The sequence below is a fragment of the Prevotella sp. RM4 genome (assembly GCF_000701965.1).
GTDB classification, from domain to species: Bacteria; Bacteroidota; Bacteroidia; order Bacteroidales; family Bacteroidaceae; genus Prevotella; species Prevotella ruminicola.
In genome coordinates, this window is the sequence record NZ_JNKG01000007.1 from 1011883 (window position 1) to 1029749 (window position 17867).

Genomic DNA, 17867 nt, shown 5'->3' on the forward strand with positions numbered 1-17867 from the left:
TATGAGAGTTATTATCATAGGAGGCGGATGGGCTGGTACAGCCGCTGCGATAGCTGCAAGAAAAGCTGGCGCCGAGGTTTGTCTGATAGAGAAAACAGATATGTTGCTGGGATGTGGCAATGCAGGTGGAATCATGCGTAACAACGGTAGGTTCACGGCTGCCGAAGAGATGATTGCACTGGGAGGTGGCGAACTGTTCCAGTTGATTGACCGTATTGCGTTGCACCGCAACGTGGAGTTCCCAGGTCATCATCACGCCACACTCTATCCCGTCAACACCATCGAGGCGCATGTTCGTAGACTGGTTCTGGAAATGGGTATTGATGTTCACTGTTCTACACACATCTGCGATGTAGTGTGTGATAACAATCAGTTGAAAGGTGTCTATGCCGACTCTGGCGACCTTTTCGAAGGTGATGTCTTCATTGAAACTACAGGCAGTGCCGGACCAATGGGTAACTGCTTGAAATATGGCAATGGTTGCTGCATGTGCGTGCTGCGCTGCCCAGCCTTTGGTCCGCGCATCAGTATCACTGAGCGCTGTGGAGGCCAGGATTATCAGGGCGAACGCCAGCCCGACATGTTCGGCGTGTTCTCTGGATCGTGCAAGGTTTCGAAAGAGAGTCTGTCGGCAGCGCTGCAGGAAGAATTGAACAGCAAAGGTGTAGCCTTGATACCACTTCCTAAGGAGGAGATCAATTACGACAAACTGAAGATAAAGGCCTGTAAACAATATGCCATCAAGGATTTCTCTGAGAATATGATCCTACTCGATACTGGCGACGCCAAGCTCATGACCAGCTACTATCCCGTCGAGAAGTTGAGGCGGCTGCCCGGCATGGAAAATGCCCGTTACGTAGATCCATGTGCTGGCAGCAAGGGCAACTCCATACGTTACCTCTCAGTAGCCTACCGCTCAAATGCTATGACAGTGGATGGTATCAGCAACCTGCTTTGCGCTGGCGAGAAAAGTGGTCTGTTTATTGGTCACACAGAGGCCATTACCACAGGAACCTTGGCTGGTCACAATGCTGCACGACTGGCTGCCGCCAAGCCCTTGCTGACACTGCCGCAGACTCTTGCCGTAGGCGACCTCATTGCGGCGGCTAACAGTGCTATCAAGGAAAGACACGACACCATGGAGCGCTTTACCTTCTCGGGTGGAAACTACTTCAACCGCATGAAGGAAAAGCAGCTATATACCACCGACATCGAAGCCATCAGGCAGCGGGTGGAACAGGCTGGACTGCTGGGAGTGTATAATGAACATGTATAGCTATCAGAATGCGCTCCTATAAGGTTGACATAGAAGTCTTTGAGCGAATGCCTGTTGCAAGGGCTGTACTAGCTCAGAGTATCCCAGCCATTGTGGCTCAACTGATAGTGCTTCTTTACAACTGGGCCGACACTTTTTTCCTGGCACGTCTGAACAAGCCGGAACTGGTGGCGGCGGCTACTATTGTACTGCCCCTCTATCTGATGCTGACCGCCATCGGTAACCTGCCTGGAGTTGGCGGCGGAAGCCAGTTTGCAAATCATCTGGGCAAGCACGATTATACAGGGGCGCAACGTGTGGCATCGATCACCTTCTGGATGGGTATGATACTGGCATTGGTATGCTGTTTGTCCTTTCCGTTGTATAGCGACATACTGCTGAGCCTCATCGGTGCCAACGAACGAACTCTTGCCCCCGCCAAGGAGTATGCGTTCTGGGTGATTACCATCGGCGGCATACCGGTCATCATGAATCTCGTGCTTGCCAATCTGGTCAGAGCAGAGGGCATGGCACTCCAGGCTTCCATCGGCATCTCGGCAGGAGGTATATTAAATTGCTTGCTCGATCCTCTGCTCATGCTGCCGAGCATGGGTAATATGGGTATTGTTGGTGCAGGTATCGCCACGGCAGTATCAAACATGGTTTCGGTATTGTGGCTGCTTGTCGTCATCTGGCGTCGCCGAGAGACTGGCGTGTTGACCTTTGCACCACAGCTTCTGCGCTATACCAGACATTATATAAGCAGCATTTCCAAGGTTGGTTTCCCATCATCTATACAGTATATGCTGACGGTGGTTGCCGTAGCAGCCCTGACGCACTTTGTTGCCCAATATAACACTGAGGCAACAGCAGCCCTTGGCATTGTGAAACGGCTCGACTATCTGCCGCTCTACTTTACCATCGGACTTTCTCAAGGCATCTTGCCACTACTTGCCTACAACCACTCGTCGGGTAACGTTGTCCGGCGCAATCACGTGTTCAAGTGTGGCTGTATCATTTCGTTCGGATTTGCCATGCTGTGCTTCGCTGTCTTTGAAATTTGGGCATACCAATTGGCCATGCTGTTCACACAGGAATCGCTCACGGTATCATACATCGTACCTTTTCTCCGGATACAGGTAGTAGCCATGCCATTCATGGCGGTGTGCTATCCCTCCATCACGCTCTTTCAAGCTATGGAGCGTTCACGAGAGGCCCTTATCTGCAGTATCCTGCGAAAAGGTGTTGTCGATATTCCCCTGCTCATTGTCATGAATGCGCTATGGCCTTTGTTTGGCTGCATGTGGGTACAGCCGATAGTTGATTTCACTTCAATGTTGGTTGCCTTTTACTTTGCCTCTCAGATTCGGGCTCAGATTCATGACTACTAATCAGCATTTCATTGCACCATTACAGCATGTGTTTTATTTCTCAATCAACCAGTATTCCATGTGGTTGGTTTTGCGTTTGCTCTTAAAATTGAACTGTACATCGTTCAGGGCGTTGCCTATCTTCTGGAATGGCGTTTCTGGGTCGAAGTTGGCATAGCGCGTGGCCAGCACCTGACTGATATCGCCCAGGCTCCACCACTTGCCTTGCTCTGCTTCCTTGGGGCGGCGGAAGGTTTCGCCAATCATCTCAACCAAGTCGTTCAGTTTCTGGAACGGCTCGTTCTCGGCCATCAGCTGCTTGATTTCATCATCGTTCAGCCAAAAGCGCTCACCTTTGTTAAATAGGTATAGGGCCTGGGCGAATAGCTGCTCGTGGTTCAGCGTGTCGCTGAAGTTGATGTTGCCCTCTACACCTACGCATACAAAACGGCGGCTTCCTGTTGGGTCAACCAGTGGTTTCATCTGATTGGTAGTGCCGATGAACGAGGTGTAGCGACGATACAACTTGATGGTTTTGCCGTATGGTGGACGGAACTTTACGTCGCTCGACGACAATAGGTACTTCAGTACAATCTGCTGCGACGAGGTGGTCTTATCAAACTCATCAATGTTGATGAGGGCAAAGCTGGTAAGGGCTATGTTCAGGTCGAACTCGTTCTTGAAGTTCAGCTTGTCGTTGTAGTAATCGCGCAGTTCGGGTGGCAGGATAATCTTGCAGAATCGCGTTTTACCGCATCCCTGGCGACCAATCAATAGTGGCGTTAGTGCATTGCCTGTCAACTGCTTGTCGCTCTCGCGCCATTGTCCCACCATGCCCATCAGCCAATATCTCAGGTACTTGGGCCAATGTGGCTGCTTGGTGGGCACGCGGGCTGCCAGCTCGGCTATATAATCGTGCCCATCCCATTTGGGTAACTGGTCGAGCCAGGTGTTGATGGGGTCGAACTGCTCGATGCGAGTCGAGTCGATAAATCGGTTCACGTTTCTGTCCCAGGCTTTCAGTCCTAACTCGGTGGCTCTCAGCGTCATATCATTGCGAACCTCCTCGGTTAGTGGCTTGAATCGCTGGTCGTCGCTGAACTTCTCGCGATACTCGGCCACACCTGTTAGCAGGTTCTTACGCATATCGAAGTTCGAATTCAGGAATATCTCAGTCTTCATCGCCTGGATAGTATCTTCGGGCACACTCTTCAAGGGCTTAATCTTATGCTTTTCGCGATAATCCTCCTGTTCGGTCACGCTATAAACGGTCTGAAAAATCTTCTCAACCAGCATCTTGTCGCGATTCAGTACAGGGTGCAGCATCGTCAAGCCCTTGGCATGCGCCTGAGGGATGCCCTCGTCAAGGCATCTGGCTGCTATCTGCATCAGCAGTTCTGCCTCTTTATTCTCATCGGGCAAATCAAAATAGCGGCCCATGATGGTCTCGACGATAAAAGTCCAATTCAGATGATAGGTTCGCGTCACGGTGCGACCAGGCATCAGATGGTCTTCGTCCTTGCTGATGGTTACGGGCTGGGGTAGGGTGTGCTCATTGGTGTCGGCGTAAAACGGACGGGCATTAGCATTATAGCCCATCTCTGGGTCGGCACTCATGTAAACGGTGCGATCCAATCGTGGCTCCAAAAACTGGATGTCGAATCCAAACTGGTTCTGATAGGCTTGTCTGGCTGTGTTATACAGATTAAGATGGAACTGACGGATGTCCTTCTCACCCTTAGGCAATCCACCTTCAAACAGCTCGCCACGACACACAATCTTCACACTTCGGCCCGATCCGCCCAGAAAACACATCAGCGTTTCAGGCATTTTCTTGGCCAACTCTCTTATTTCTACAGCCTCTTCGTAGGTCTGCAGGTCGTTCACCTCCAGTACTACCAATCCATTATAGGCCAGCATGCGCCAATCGCCTTTGCGATTCTGGTAGTCGGCCACAAAACAGATGCGTGGCAGTTTGATGCCACCCTCTATTTGTGTGGTAATCTGTCCGTCGCCCAGTCTGTGTGGATTCATCAAATGATATACCTCGCGTGTTTGGCGCACAGTATTCTCAATCATACCATTCTTGATGGCTGAGGCCATCTCTGCTAACTCTACGCGGTTGATAACCTCTTTACGGCCTTCTTTTTTAAGTAATGTAATCTTCATATTTATGTTTATTAGTTATTTGTTTATGATAAAATCGCCCACAAAGGTACTACAAATATTCGAGAATTAATTACATTTTTAGAAAAAATTTTGCTATATAGCCTACATGCCTACATAAAAACGCTCGAAAACCGCATGTACAGATGGTTTTGTGCGTTTTCAAGCCTACATAAAGTACCACAAAAGCCTACATAAAGCCTACATAAATTCGACCGAAAAGTAGCTTTTCGACATCCCAAAAGTAACTTTTTAAGGCACAAAAAGCTACTTCCTGCCTAGCGAAAACATACTTATTAATGTATTTGCAATATTTCTCTCTAAAGGATGCTGCGAAATTCTCTAGAGAATTTTCGGCTAAGTGCCTTACTAAACATTACTGAGTACCTGGCTTGCTGCAAAATTCTCTAGAGAATTTTGTAACGAGTATTAAGGAAAAAAACTGCTAACCAGGCAAACAATATCTGTTAGTACGTGGGTAAACGGCAAAAACATGTAGGCTGCATGTAGGCTTTATGTAGGCTTTTGTGGGGCTTTATGTAGGCTGTAATCTTTGTAACATATTGTATAATAGGTGTTTAAGGCAAAAATATGTAGGCATGTAGGCTTATTGCATATTTTTTTTATTGCAATCTCTCTGCCGCATTCAACAAAAAATAATATTTTCATTAATTATTTTGTTTATTCTCTAGAAAATGTGTATATTTGCAGCACTAAAAACGTATTACTTATGAAATATAGATTAAAGAAAGAAACCAAACCAACGTTGCCCACTTTTGGCAAGTACAAGGCAGTAGCTGTGCATTACCATACTGTCGAGAGTCGCCAACTTATTAAAGAGGTAGCCCAGCGTATGGGTACGCATACTTCTAATGTATTGGCAGTCATGTCGAGTGTAGCCGAGGTTGTAAACAATCATTTACGTGAGGGCGATCGTGTGCGCTTAGAGGACTGGGGCATGATGAAACTCGAAATCGAAAGCGACAAGGTTGACAATCTCAAGGATTTTAAAGCCAAGAAGCACATCCGTGGTGTCCGCCTCCACTTCCTCCCTCAAAGTTACGAAGGCCACCAAGAACTCTACGAAGGCATCACCTTCGAGAAAGACAAGCTTTACAATGAGGAATAATAATAAAATTTGCTTAAAAGTTTGGAGTTTTCGATTATTCTCCTTATCTTTGCGGTGATAAACATTAATTGAGGCAGTAAAAATGAAAACGTCGCAAGAGTACATAGCTCTGTTACGAGAGCATCAGTCTGAGTTGCAGCAGCAGTTCGGAATAGTAAGCATGCGACTTTTTGGTTCAGTGGCTCGTGGTGATCATCGCGATGGTAGCGATATTGACTTATTCGTGGTTATGCCAGCCAAATTTTTCAATTACATTTTGGCCGCCCAGTATTTGGAGGAGCTCTTAGGATGCAAGGTCGATTTGATTCAGGATCATGATAATCTGCGTCCATTCTTCCGCGAACAAATAGAACGTGATGGCATCGATATCTTTACTGTAGCTTAAAATCGTCGAGGATATTGCAGCAGTAACATGGCCAAAGGTTGTGGTTGGGAATAACTAAATAATAACTTCTACCTGCTCAACAAATTCCTTGGATAGTGGTTGCATTTCAAGAAGAGGCTTATATAAGTTTTATGCCATCACGTACCACGTTATCGTAGAATGGGGTAATGCTGCTGGCATCCCATTCGGCTTTGGTGTACATAACGGGGTTGATTTAAATATCCTATTTGATGACGGTGCCGCAGGTGAAGGGGTGTAATTGGGTGGGCATGATGGTTTGCATGAGTTCGAATACATGGTTGCCTGTGCAATGGCTGGTATAGAACTGCGTTTGGGGATAATCGGTTTTCAGTCTTTGAGCCAAAGCTACAATCTCTTCGTCCGATTGCAGACCATCGAGCAGATGGAAACCACCTACAACTGTATGAACGGGCCAAGGACATGCGGCCAGAATGTTCTCCAAACCATTATGGGCACAGCCTGTAAACAGGAGTCCATCTACATATAGAGCTATCTCATGACTGAAATCGTCGTGTACAAAACCTCCGTTAGCATCCTGAACATAGAGATTCAAATTACCTTTAGGCATCGGATGCGTTTGAGATATATGTGCAGTTACTTGTATGCCACCAGCTATCTCGCAGGTGTGATCTATCAAGATAAGTCTGTCGTTGCTTATCTCAGGCCATTCTGTGGTGATGCTATGAAGATTGCCTCGCTTTGAAAAGAATTTGCCGCTCATAGCATCGGGAGAGACAATGATTCTGGCCTGCTGATTATGCTCTAACAGGTAACGTAAGCCTCCTGCATGGTCGCTATGTCCATGAGAAATAAAAACATAGTCAACATCGCTTAGGTTTATACCCATCTGCTCTGCATTTCTCATAAACACGTCGCTTGCTCCAGTATCAAGCAGTATCTTGTATCGCTCTGTTTGTAGAAGGATTGACAATCCATGCTCAGTTTCAAGCTCTGGATTGTTCGAACGGTTATCTGAAATTACAGTCCACGTCATGTTAGTCGTTTTCTTCCAACCACTTGGTGAGTACCTGACAATACTCCTGGTGAGCATCGATAAAGCAAGTGTGGCGCGAGTGGCGGAACAGATGCCATTGGCTGTGGGGGATATGCTCGTAGAGTGAGGCTGCTACTACGGGGGTACAGATGTCGCGTGTGCCACTACAGATAAGTGTAGGCTGAGAAATCTGGTCTAACTTATCGGTGTATTCGAAGTCCTTCAGACTGCCGAGTGGCTGATACTCGTTGGGGCCCCAACCATAGAGGTAGGCTTCGGCACCAGCACGCTTGGGACGACGGAGACACTCGGGTGAGTGCTCATCAACGCTAATAACAAACTGCTCAAAGTAATGATTGTTTGCCTGCAGATAGGCTTCATCATCCCATTGGCCTGTAGCTTCGGCATGACGGATGGCTTCCTGATCTTCGTCCGACAGGTATTTGATAAGACGGTGCTGCTCGCTGGCCCATAAACTGCTGGAGGCATGGCCTGATGACAGAATGAGTGACTTGATGCCTTGGGGCTGATGGTCGATGACATAGGCGATGGCCTGCATAGCTCCCCACGACTGGCCAAGTATATGCACGGCATCGAGCTGAAGATACTCGCGGATGGCGATAAGTTCGTCAATCCACGTCTTCTGTGTCCAAAGTTCTGGGTGTCCGTCGAGATAAGAATTGCCGCAACCTATCTGGTCGTACGAGATAACCTGTCGTCCTGTTTCGGCGATGCAGTCGAGCACCTCGAAATAGTTATGCGTACTACCAGGACCGCCATGCAGCAACAGTAGCGGTGCTTTCTCCGATGCCTCGCCTACTATGCGGTAGTAGGTTTGGTAGCCCATAAACGGCATGTAGCCTTCGGTAATCATATTTTTTATTCTTCGTCGTTGGATGTGCGAAGGATGATAGAGGTGGCACCAAGGGTGAAGAGGGTGCCATCGCTGATAACGCGACGCTCTTTTGGGGTGAGCTCTACGTTATCGATAAAGGTGCCAGTGTTGCTGTTGTTGTCTTTCAGCGTATAACGCAAGCCACCTTTCTTATCACGACTAACGGTGATGGTGCAATGATTGAGATCGACGCTGGGATCTACTGTCTCGAAAGCGGTATTGGCGGGATTGCCTTTCTGATAACGACCAATGATGTTGTCGCCCATACGAAGAGGGATAACCTGCTTGTAATGGAATACGTTTTCGATAACAACGATTGATCCGCAACCCTGTTCGTTGGCCTGCTCGTCGGGGTTTTCATCTTTCTGACGCTCACGAAGCTTGCTCACGCCGATACGGATACCAAACTCCTTGCCGCAGTCGGGGCATTTGAAAACCAACGACTGACCAGCCTCGTACTTGGTCTCATCGAAGGTGATGTACTGGTCGCACTTAGGGCAGCGTACTCTCTTCATTGATTATTTTTTCTCGTTATATTTGTAAACCCACGATTCGGCCAAATCCTTTTCTTTGGCTATCTTCTGTAACTGGGTATAAGCATCGGCTTGATTCTCGTAGTGACCGTAAACGATACGGGTAATGTTGTTGTGCACATAAATCTCGGCACCTTTGTAACCACGCTCTGCCAAGTTGTTGATGAAAATCTCAGCATTCTGCTTGTTAACATGGCTGGCCAGCACAATGCAGTAGCCTTTGCGAGCGCTGTCGGTCTTGATGGCAACGGGCTTGGTAGCCTCGGCTGGCTTAGCGGGCTTGATGGTATCGAGTATAGCCTCGGCAGTTTTAACTGCGGCAGGCTTGTGTGTATCCTTGCGCTTAAAATCGATGGCGCTGGTGTTAGTGTCCTTCGAGGTCATCATGCCAAACAAAATCTGATTGTTCAGATTGTTGATGGTGCTCTTCATCAGCTCGGTCTTGCCAGTAGGCATAGCTACAAAGAACACAGCCAACAGGATGGCGGCAACAGCAACGGCATTGCGAATCCACGAGAACTTGATGCGAACCACATCGGTATCGTCGTCGTTGATATCAACCAGGTTCTGCTGCAGCACGCTGTTAACCTCGGGTTCGGGCTTGGGCTCGGGCTTCATCTCTACAACCTTAGCTGCAGGAGTCTCCTCAACCTCTGGCAGAGTTACAGCCTTAATCAGGCTCATCTCGAACGAGTTGAGTCCATACAAACTTGGGGTAAGAATACCTGCCTCGCAAGGGGTGAACACGTAGTTACCATCCTCGTTAAGCTCTATTATACCTATATTATTAAGCTCGTAGCGACCTTCGTTCTGCAGGATTTGCGTCAGTTCGTTCACTTCGTCCTCAATACGCTGAAGGGCCTCTGGGTAGCTGATGTCGTAAGCCTCGATGTACGACTGGGCCAGAAGTGAATCGTTAATCTTAAGTTGTGGGTTAAAACCTAATGTACGGAGTGGGGGAAGGAAGGCCTGTTCGTCTTCCTCGTATCTTGCCTCGACATGATGCGCCATGAATCCGCCCAAACCGGGCACAATCACGCAGTCGTTGTCGAGCAGCAGTATCTCAATATGTCTTTCTAATTCAATCACGGGTGCAAAATTACTGTATTTTTTCGACATAAACAAATAAAAGAAACTTAAAATGCTTGTGATATTAAAAATTTAGTGTACCTTTGCACAAAATTTAGTTGTTAACAGTATGAATATTGCTATTGTAGGAACCGGATATGTAGGTTTGGTATCGGGAACATGCTTTGCCGATACAGGAGCAAATGTTACGTGTGTAGACGTTGATGAAAATAAGATAGAACGCCTGAAAAACGGTGAAATCCCCATCTATGAGCCTGGCTTGGACGAGTTGGTAAAGAAGAATGTGGCCGCTGGTCGCTTAAAGTTCACTACCGACTTGGCTTCTGTACTCGATGATGTGGAGATTGTTTTCTCAGCTGTAGGTACACCTCCCGATGAGGATGGCTCGGCCGACTTGAAATATGTGCTGCAGGTGGCTAAGACCATCGGTCAGAACCTGAAAAAGTACGTGGTTGTTGTAACCAAGAGTACTGTACCGGTAGGTACTGCCAAAAAGGTGCGTAAGGCTATCGAGGACGAGTTGGCTAAGCGTGGCGTAGATATCGAGTTCGACGTGGCTTCGAACCCAGAGTTTCTGAAAGAGGGTAACGCCATCAAGGACTTTATGAGTCCCGACCGTGTGGTAGTAGGTGTTGAGAGCGAGAAGGCCAAGAAAACGCTGACCAAGCTTTACAAGCCTTTCCTGATTAATAATTTCCGTGTGATTTTCATGGATATCCCATCGGCCGAGATGACTAAATATGCTGCCAACTCGATGCTGGCTACCCGTATCTCGTTCATGAATGATATTGCCAACCTTTGCGAGCGTGTTGGTGCCGATGTTAACATGGTGCGCGCTGGTATCGGTAGCGATACGCGTATCGGTCGTAAGTTCCTGTATGCAGGTTGCGGTTATGGTGGCTCTTGCTTCCCCAAGGATGTAAAGGCGCTGATTAAGACTGCCGATCAGAATGGCTACTCGATGGAGGTGCTGAAGGCCGTTGAGCGTGTGAACGAAAAGCAGAAGAGCGTGCTGTTTGAGAAGCTGGTTAAGGCATTTGGCAGCGTTGAGGCTCTGAAAGGTAAGACCATCGCCATGTGGGGACTCTCGTTCAAACCAGAGACCGACGATATGCGCGAATCAACTGCCCTCGTGATGATTGCCAAACTGCTTGAGGCTGGTTGTAACGTACGTGTTTACGACCCCATTGCTATGGATGAGTGTAAGCGCAGAATCGGTGAAACGGTAACCTATTGTCGTGATATGTATGATGTGGTGCTGGATGCCGATGCCCTGTTGCTGCTCACCGAGTGGAAGGAGTTCCGTCTGCCAGGATGGGGTGTGATTAAAAAGGCTATGAAGCGTCCGCTGGTTATCGATGGTAGAAACATCTTCGATAGCGAGGAGCTCGACGAGAATGGCTTTGAGTATCATTGCATAGGTAAGTAAATGAAGAAGATTTTAACGATATCAATGCTGATGGTTGTTCTGGTGGCTTGTAACCAGAACAATTCATCATCGTTGCCCGACGATAAGGCGGCAAAGGAGATGCTTCAGGGAGTTTGGGTAGATGAGGAGAGTGGCGATGTGTCGTTCCGTGTAAGCGGTGATACGCTCTACTTTGCCGATGCTACCAGTATGCCTACCTACTTCCGCATCTACAAGGATTCGCTTTATCTGGCATCGGGCACATCGTATAGTATCGTTAAACATACCGAACATCTCTTCTGGTTTAATAATCAGAATGGTGATTTGTTGAAACTGCAGAAGAGCGACGACGCTGATGATGCTGATATCGAGACTGCTGCTCCGAGTGTGCTAACCTATACCCATCAGGTTAAGATCGACTCGGTGGCTGCCTATAACGGCAATCGCTACCATTGGTATATTGCCATTAATCCTACCAAGTATAAAGTCACAAAGCGTACTTTTAACGAGGATGGATTGGAAGTAGAGAATGTGTACTACGATAACATCATGCACATTAGTGTTTTCCAAGGTGCGCGACAGATCTATTCGAGTGATTTCCATAAGCAGCAGTACCAAGGTCTGGTACCTGCCGAATTCTTAAACGATGCCATTCTGGCCAATATGGCCTTTAGTCATATTGATGCCGCTGGCTTGCATTTTAACGCCACACTATGTATCCCTGATGGCGCTACCTGTTATATGGTAGAATCAACCATCAGTTATACGGGTGTGTTATCGATGCAGTTAGTAGAGTATTAATCTTTCTCGGCTAACCACGCATCGAGCAGCATACGTGCTATAGATAATTTTTCGGGGATAGTAGGCAGGGTGTCTTTACGGAACCAGCCACCTTTAGCTATCTCGCTGGCCTGCAGGTGGATGTCGCCTGATACATAGTCGGCATTAAAGCCTACCATCAGTCCGCAAGGGTAGGGCCAAGGCTGCGAACCAAAATAGCGGATGTTGGTGATCTTTACGCCAGTTTCCTCGAATGCCTCACGGGCTACCGCTTCTTCGAGTGTTTCGCCTGTCTCAACAAATCCTGCTACCAATCCGTAGAAATCGGTACGGAAGTTCTTGGCGCGAACCAGCAGAACCTCGTCGCCTTTGTGTATCAGTACAATGACTGCTGTAGCTAATTGTGGCCATATCTCTTTGCCGCACTCAGTACATTTCTTCGAGATGTCGGTATCCATTCGCATTGGGGCACCACACACGCCACAATACTTGGTGTTGGCATCCCAATACAGCAGTTCCTGACATTTGCCTGCCTTCTGGTACAGGGCTTTATCAAGTTTGTAAAAGCTCTGTCGCAGGCCGCACATCTCGTAGCGTGGGTCGTCGCAAACCGGACTGTCTATCTTATATGTTTTTACCTCAACGCCATCCAGCGGGGTAACGGTCATTACGTTGGTCCAAGGTTTTACCTCGGTGGGTGGTTCTTCCTGAAAGGGGATGGTATATCCGCCATCTGCGGTTTTTTCTAACAATAAGTCTTCTTTACAGAATACGAAATAATGTTGTTTCATTTTCCAAACAGTTGTTTACGGTCTCTCTCGAGGGCTGGTTTTACCCATGCCTCGGGCACAAACTTCCAGTTGTTATTCTTCTGTGGGTCGATAGTACCCAAACGTTTGATCTCTTCTGTCAGATAGTGGCGCTGATCCAGTTCGGTGTGGAAGAGCACACGACTCTCGAGCGAATCCTGTGGGATACCTGCACCACGAGTCAGCAGTTCGCCACCGCCATTGGCGCGATAGCTGTTCATCACTACCTTATACCACTTCTTCTCGTCGAATGGTTCTCCGTTCGACATGCGCAGAATCCTTAACTTCTGTCCGTCGGGCTTGGTAAGATCAACCTCGTAGTCGATACCGCAAGCCGAGTCGAAATTAAAGGTGTAGTATTGGAATCCTGTACGCTGCTGGTCTTCCTTTGAATCATCGTTTAAACGCAATGCGTGGTCGTTGGGCGATGTCATAGTGCTACACCACATATCGTACGAGAACTCCAGGTGTTTTCTGATTTCCTCGCCAGTCATCTTGAGTACAAACAGCAGGTTCTCAAAGCGATACAGCTTAAACATATCGGCCTGTGTAACCTCGCCGGCATCGATGGTGGTATCGAATGCCAAGGGGGCGTTGAACGATATGTCGGCTTTCGAGATGCTCATCTGCAGATTGTGAATCAAATCTGTAAATGCCGAGTTGCCAAAGAAACTCTCGCGGGTGTAGATAGGATTCTTAAAGTATCCAATCCTCTGACTTACGTATTCCTTAACTTTATCGATGGTAGGCTGGAAGTAGGTAATCATCTGCTTGTCGATCTTCTCGTCGCGCACATTTACAATGTTACCGATAATGCTTTTCTTGCTAAGCTTGCCATCCTTGTATGTCAGCGTAATCTCTGCTTCAGCCACGTTGTTTACATAGCACGAGGGATCTACACAAAGCACCTTTTCGCCAGCTTTGTTGGTAATCAGCATGTTGTGTACCTGGTGGTCGTGACCAAAAAAGATAATGTCGAAACCAGGAACCTCACGGGCTACTGATTCTGTTGCATCTTCCTCGTATTCAGCAGTTTTGATACCACCGTTCAGACCAGAGTGGAACAAACCGAAAATCAAATCGGGTTTCTCGTTCTCCTTTACATACTTAATCCATTTCTTGGCGCATGCGGTCATCTCCTCGAACTCCAGACCTTTCCAGATGGATTTGTTCAGCCAGTTGGGGATGGCTGGTGTAAGCATGCCGATAACTACAATCTTAACACCATCTTTGTAATGTACAGAGTAGGGCTTCAATCCTGTATAGATATGCTCAGGACGGGCCTCTGCGTTCTTGTATTCCTCTTTAACGATGTTGGCGCCCAGCAATGGACAGCGAACCTCGCGGATCCACTTGTCGTAAACTTTGTGACCAGGCTCGATGTCGTGATTACCTACGGTTTCGGCATCGTATTTCATGTAGTTGATAACCGAAGCTGCGATGTTCTCGTCCTCGGGCATCACATAGTTCGACCAATATACGCAAGGCTGACCTTGCAGGATGTCGCCATTATCTATCAGCAGGAAATGATCCTCGCCATACTTTTTACGCTGCTTTTTGATATAGGTGTTTGCACGCGAAAGTGTACCCTTGATGGGGGTTTGCTCCATAAAGTCGTAGGGGAAAAAATGTCCATGCACATCGCTGGTTTCAATCACCTTAATTTTTACGGTCTTATTGTCTTTTGCCTCGATGGGCGCCACTGATAACAGTGTGGAAATCAGTATGATAGCAAGCTTTTTCATCAATATTCTTCTTTTTGTTTGCAAAATTACATAAATAAGTTGATATGCCCAAATATTTATTCGATTATTTTGTATTTTGTTTGGCACATTTTTTGCTGGAAAAGTTGAAAAAATAGGAGGATAAGATTATGGCATTTATTGATTATTACAAGATTTTAGGCGTAGATAAAACAATTGCGCAGAAGGATGTAAAGAAGGCCTATCTGAAACGTGCTAAGCAGTTTCATCCCGATTTGCATCCTGATGACCCCAAGGCTCAGGCTAAGTTCCAGGCCTTGCAGGAGGCTTATGATGTGATTGGTGATCCTGAGAAACGTAAGAAGTACGACCAGTATGGTGAGAAGTGGCGCGAGGCCGAACAGTTCCAAGGATTTGGAGGTGGCGGTCAGGGCGGCGGCAATCCATTTGGTGGTTTTGACTTTAGCGGCTTCCAAGGTGGAGGTGGCTTCTCGTCGTTCTTCGAGGATCTGTTTGGTCGCAAAGGTCAGCAAGGCGGAGGCTTTGGTGGGTTCCAAGGTTTTGGCGGCGGTCGCCAGGCCCGAACACATAGTGGCGAAATGAATGCTAACGTTACAATAGATCTTTACACTGCCATGTTAGGTGGCGAGGTGATTGTTACCCTGTCGAACGGTCAGAAATTGAAGCTGAAGATTAAACCAGAAACGCAGCCAGGCACTAAGGTCCGACTGCGTGGTAAAGGGTATGATAGGGGCGATGGCACCTTTGGTGACCTTATCATTACCTATCAGGTAAAACTTCCAACTAATCTTACAGAACGTCAGAAGGATCTTTTACGCCAGATGCTTCAGTAAGAACTCTTCGGCACGGGTCAGATCCTCAGGGGTGTCGATACCAACAGTTTCGATATCGGTCATGCCCACACGGATGCGGTAGCCGTTCTGTAACCAACGTAATTGCTCCAGGCTCTCTGCTTTTTCCAGACTGCTTTGGGGCAATTTTGTTACTTCGGCCAAAACCTCACGGCGATAAGCGTAGATTCCCAAGTGTTTCAGGAATGGGTATTCGCCAAACCACTCGTTACGCTCCTTGCCTCGGATATAAGGTATCACACTACGACTAAAGTAGAGTGCAAATCCGCGATTATCTGTAACAATCTTGGGAGAATTAGGATTCTCGATAGCCTCGATCGATTCGAACAACTTTCCCAATGTACCAATCTGAGTCTCTGGTGCATCAAAAAGGTGCATCAAGGTTTCAATCTGCGAGGGCTGGATAAATGGTTCGTCGCCCTGTACATTGATAATCACGTCGGCATCCGAGCCGATTTTCTCGGCAGCCTCTTCAATACGGTCGGTACCACTCTTATGATCGGCACGGGTCATCACTGCTTGGCCACCAAATGCTGTTACAGCGTCGAAAATACGCTGGTCGTCGGTAGCTACATATACTTCGTCGAGCACGCTCTTCACCTGCTCATACACTCTCTGAATCACTGATTTTCCGCCCAGTATTGCAAGCGGTTTGCCCGGATATCTTGTAGAAGCATAACGGGCAGGAATAATAGCCATAAACTTCATAACGGGTGCAAAATTACGAATAAGTGAGAAGAAAACCAAATTTTAAAAGTGAAAAATTATATTAATATATGGCTGTGTAATTTGCGCACATCAATTATTTTATTTAAATTTGCACACTAAAACAAGGATAGTATTACAAATGAATATAAACAAACTTTCGATAATTGCACTCACAATGTTTCTGCCTTTTACTGCAGATGCACAGAAGATAACACTCGGCTCGGCCACAACAAAGGATGGTGGCGAATATCAGGGCGAAATGGTAATGGGTAAGCCAAACGGTAAGGGTAAGGCTGTATATAAGAATGGCAACCTTTACGAAGGCGAATACGTTAAAGGCAAGCGCCAGGGTTTTGGTATTTTTACTTTTTTTGATGGCGAGAAATACGAGGGCGAGTGGTTTCAGGATCAGCAGCATGGTAAGGGAACATATTACTTTGCAAATAACAATCGTTACGATGGCTTGTGGTTTCGCGATTATCAGCAGGGCCATGGTGTAATGTACTACTATAACGGCGATAAGTATGACGGCGAATGGCGACAGGACAAGCGTTCGGGCTTTGGAACCTATACTTTTGCTAGTGGCGCTTTCTACAAAGGCGATTGGTTGAACGATAAAAAGAACGGCAAAGGCATCTACGACTGGGGCGATGGCTCTGTTTATGATGGCGATTGGAAAGAGAATATGCGCTCGGGTAAAGGTACTTTCAAGTATGCTGGCGGCGATGTGTATATTGGTCCTTGGACTGATGACGAGATGAACGGTCGTGGCATCTATAAGTTCCAGAACGGCGACGTTTACGAGGGCGACTACGTAAAAGGTGAACGTACAGGTCAGGGCATTTTTAAGTATGCCAATGGCGATGTATATACTGGTCAGTTCTTTAAGGGTGACAAGCAAGGTCAAGGCACGCTGGTATGGCAGAATGGCGATTCCTACGTAGGTCAGTGGAAGGCTGATAAGCAGGATGGTCGTGGTAAACTTACCAAGAAGTGCGGCGATACCGTTGAGGGCACTTTCAAGGCTGGTCAGCCCAATGGCGAGTGCATTGCACGTTTTGCCGATGGCTCTAAATTCAAAGGTATTTTCAAGAACGGTCGACGTAACGGTGCGGCTATCGAGGAGGATAAAGATGGCAATCGTTTCGAAGGTACTTATCTCGACGATGTGCGTGATGGCAACTTTGTTGAGAAAGACCGTAATGGTAAGGTAACGGCTCAAGGTACCTATACCCGTGGACACAGAAAATTAAAGTAACAAACAACTTAAATATTTTACTGATTATGATTATTGATACAATTGAGAATCTGGGCAAATACGTAACACTTAATCCGTTGTTTGCCGATGTGGTTGAGTTCCTGAAAAACAACGATCTTCAGACTATAGAAGAGGGTAAGCACTTCATCAAGGATAAGGATCTGTTTGTAAATATTCAGGTGGCTAAGGGCAAAACCCAAGAGGCTGCTGTTCTCGAAACACATATCGAGATGATTGATATCCAGATTCCTATCACCTGTGAAGAAACATTCGGCTATACCCCTCTGTGCGATCTGCCCGATTTTGAGTATAATGCCGAAAAGGATATTACCAAGTATGGCGACACCAAGGCTCAGACCTATGTAACGGTTAAACCTGGCCAGTTCGTCATCTTCTTCCCGCAAGATGGTCATGCCCCTTGCATCATCAACCAGCCTGAAATCAAGAAAGCCATTTTCAAGGTTAAGGCATAAAACATTAAAAGCAAAACAA

General features: G+C 47.1%; 17 protein-coding genes. 9 read left to right on the plus strand and 8 right to left on the minus strand.

What is annotated here, in order from left to right:
* Position 1 precedes the first annotated feature (1 nt).
* Both T499_RS0105335 and T499_RS0105340 read left to right on the plus strand, forming a co-directional pair.
* Positions 2 to 1276: an FAD-dependent oxidoreductase gene (locus T499_RS0105335; RefSeq protein WP_033150001.1), complete on the plus strand. Its 1275-nt coding sequence runs from the start codon at positions 2 to 4 to the stop codon at positions 1274 to 1276.
* Positions 1277 to 1323: 47 nt separating this feature from the next.
* A complete protein-coding gene (locus T499_RS0105340; protein ID WP_232221052.1) occupies positions 1324 to 2646 on the plus strand; it encodes an MATE family efflux transporter in 1323 nt (440 codons plus the stop codon).
* Positions 2647 to 2679: 33 nt separating this feature from the next.
* On the opposite strand, the gene T499_RS0105345 is transcribed toward T499_RS0105340, so the two are convergent.
* On the minus strand, positions 2680 to 4794 hold the full coding sequence (locus T499_RS0105345) for a virulence-associated E family protein (RefSeq protein ID WP_033150003.1): 2115 nt from the start codon (positions 4792 to 4794) through the stop codon (positions 2680 to 2682).
* A 727-nt stretch (positions 4795 to 5521) separates the two neighbouring features.
* On the opposite strand from T499_RS0105345, the gene T499_RS0105350 reads away from it, so the two are divergent.
* Positions 5522 to 5920, plus strand: coding sequence for an HU family DNA-binding protein (locus tag T499_RS0105350; protein WP_033150004.1), 399 nt, complete (start codon positions 5522 to 5524; stop codon positions 5918 to 5920).
* Positions 5921 to 6002: 82 nt separating this feature from the next.
* Positions 6003 to 6305 carry a nucleotidyltransferase family protein gene (locus tag T499_RS0105355; RefSeq protein ID WP_033150005.1) on the plus strand — a complete coding sequence of 101 codons (303 nt, stop codon included), beginning with the start codon at positions 6003 to 6005 and terminating at the stop codon, positions 6303 to 6305.
* 223 nt (positions 6306 to 6528) lie between these two features.
* On the opposite strand, the gene T499_RS0105360 is transcribed toward T499_RS0105355, so the two are convergent.
* The 4 genes from T499_RS0105360 to T499_RS0105375 are packed head-to-tail and all read right to left on the minus strand — an operon-like array spanning position 6529 to position 9837.
* Entirely contained in the window at positions 6529 to 7320 is a 792-nt protein-coding gene (locus T499_RS0105360) for an MBL fold metallo-hydrolase (protein WP_033150006.1), read from the minus strand.
* A 1-nt stretch (position 7321) separates the two neighbouring features.
* Positions 7322 to 8194: a proline iminopeptidase gene (pepI, locus tag T499_RS0105365; RefSeq protein ID WP_033150007.1), complete on the minus strand. Its 873-nt coding sequence runs from the start codon at positions 8192 to 8194 to the stop codon at positions 7322 to 7324.
* Positions 8195 to 8199: 5 nt separating this feature from the next.
* Positions 8200 to 8730 carry an FHA domain-containing protein gene (locus T499_RS0105370; RefSeq protein ID WP_013065595.1) on the minus strand — a complete coding sequence of 177 codons (531 nt, stop codon included), beginning with the start codon at positions 8728 to 8730 and terminating at the stop codon, positions 8200 to 8202.
* A gap of 3 nt (positions 8731 to 8733) precedes the next feature.
* Positions 8734 to 9837 (minus strand): HU domain-containing protein, encoded by a 1104-nt coding sequence (locus tag T499_RS0105375; protein ID WP_033150008.1) that lies wholly within the window; start codon positions 9835 to 9837, stop codon positions 8734 to 8736.
* 109 nt (positions 9838 to 9946) lie between these two features.
* Between T499_RS0105375 and T499_RS0105380 the strand changes: the two genes are divergently transcribed.
* Entirely contained in the window at positions 9947 to 11266 is a 1320-nt protein-coding gene (locus T499_RS0105380; RefSeq protein ID WP_033150009.1) for a UDP-glucose dehydrogenase family protein, read from the plus strand.
* The gene (locus tag T499_RS0105385; RefSeq protein ID WP_033150010.1) at positions 11267 to 12046 is read left to right on the plus strand and encodes a DUF4738 domain-containing protein; all 780 of its coding nucleotides are present in this window, start codon (positions 11267 to 11269) and stop codon (positions 12044 to 12046) included. It begins immediately after the preceding gene.
* Here the strand turns inward: T499_RS0105385 and nudC are convergent.
* Together nudC and T499_RS0105395 are read right to left on the minus strand one after the other, a co-directional pair.
* The gene (gene nudC / locus T499_RS0105390; RefSeq protein WP_033150011.1) at positions 12043 to 12816 is read right to left on the minus strand and encodes an NAD(+) diphosphatase; all 774 of its coding nucleotides are present in this window, start codon (positions 12814 to 12816) and stop codon (positions 12043 to 12045) included. The genes T499_RS0105385 and nudC overlap by 4 nt on opposite strands.
* Positions 12813 to 14579 (minus strand): bifunctional metallophosphatase/5'-nucleotidase, encoded by a 1767-nt coding sequence (locus T499_RS0105395; RefSeq protein WP_033150012.1) that lies wholly within the window; start codon positions 14577 to 14579, stop codon positions 12813 to 12815. Before T499_RS0105395 ends, nudC begins: the two co-directional genes overlap by 4 nt.
* Positions 14580 to 14707: 128 nt before the next feature.
* Between T499_RS0105395 and T499_RS0105400 the strand changes: the two genes are divergently transcribed.
* The gene (locus T499_RS0105400) at positions 14708 to 15391 is read left to right on the plus strand and encodes a DnaJ domain-containing protein (RefSeq protein WP_013064824.1); all 684 of its coding nucleotides are present in this window, start codon (positions 14708 to 14710) and stop codon (positions 15389 to 15391) included.
* On the opposite strand, the gene kdsB is transcribed toward T499_RS0105400, so the two are convergent.
* A complete protein-coding gene (gene kdsB / locus T499_RS0105405) occupies positions 15371 to 16117 on the minus strand; it encodes a 3-deoxy-manno-octulosonate cytidylyltransferase (RefSeq protein WP_013065425.1) in 747 nt (248 codons plus the stop codon). The two genes, T499_RS0105400 and kdsB, sit on opposite strands and share 21 nt — an antisense overlap.
* Positions 16118 to 16256: 139 nt before the next feature.
* Here kdsB and T499_RS0105410 point away from each other — a divergent pair, with 139 nt between their 5' ends.
* Positions 16257 to 17375: an MORN repeat-containing protein gene (locus T499_RS0105410; protein ID WP_052173432.1), complete on the plus strand. Its 1119-nt coding sequence runs from the start codon at positions 16257 to 16259 to the stop codon at positions 17373 to 17375.
* Between the two features lie 26 nt (positions 17376 to 17401).
* Positions 17402 to 17848: a NanQ anomerase/TabA/YiaL family protein gene (locus T499_RS0105415; RefSeq protein ID WP_033150013.1), complete on the plus strand. Its 447-nt coding sequence runs from the start codon at positions 17402 to 17404 to the stop codon at positions 17846 to 17848.
* Positions 17849 to 17867 lie beyond the last annotated feature (19 nt).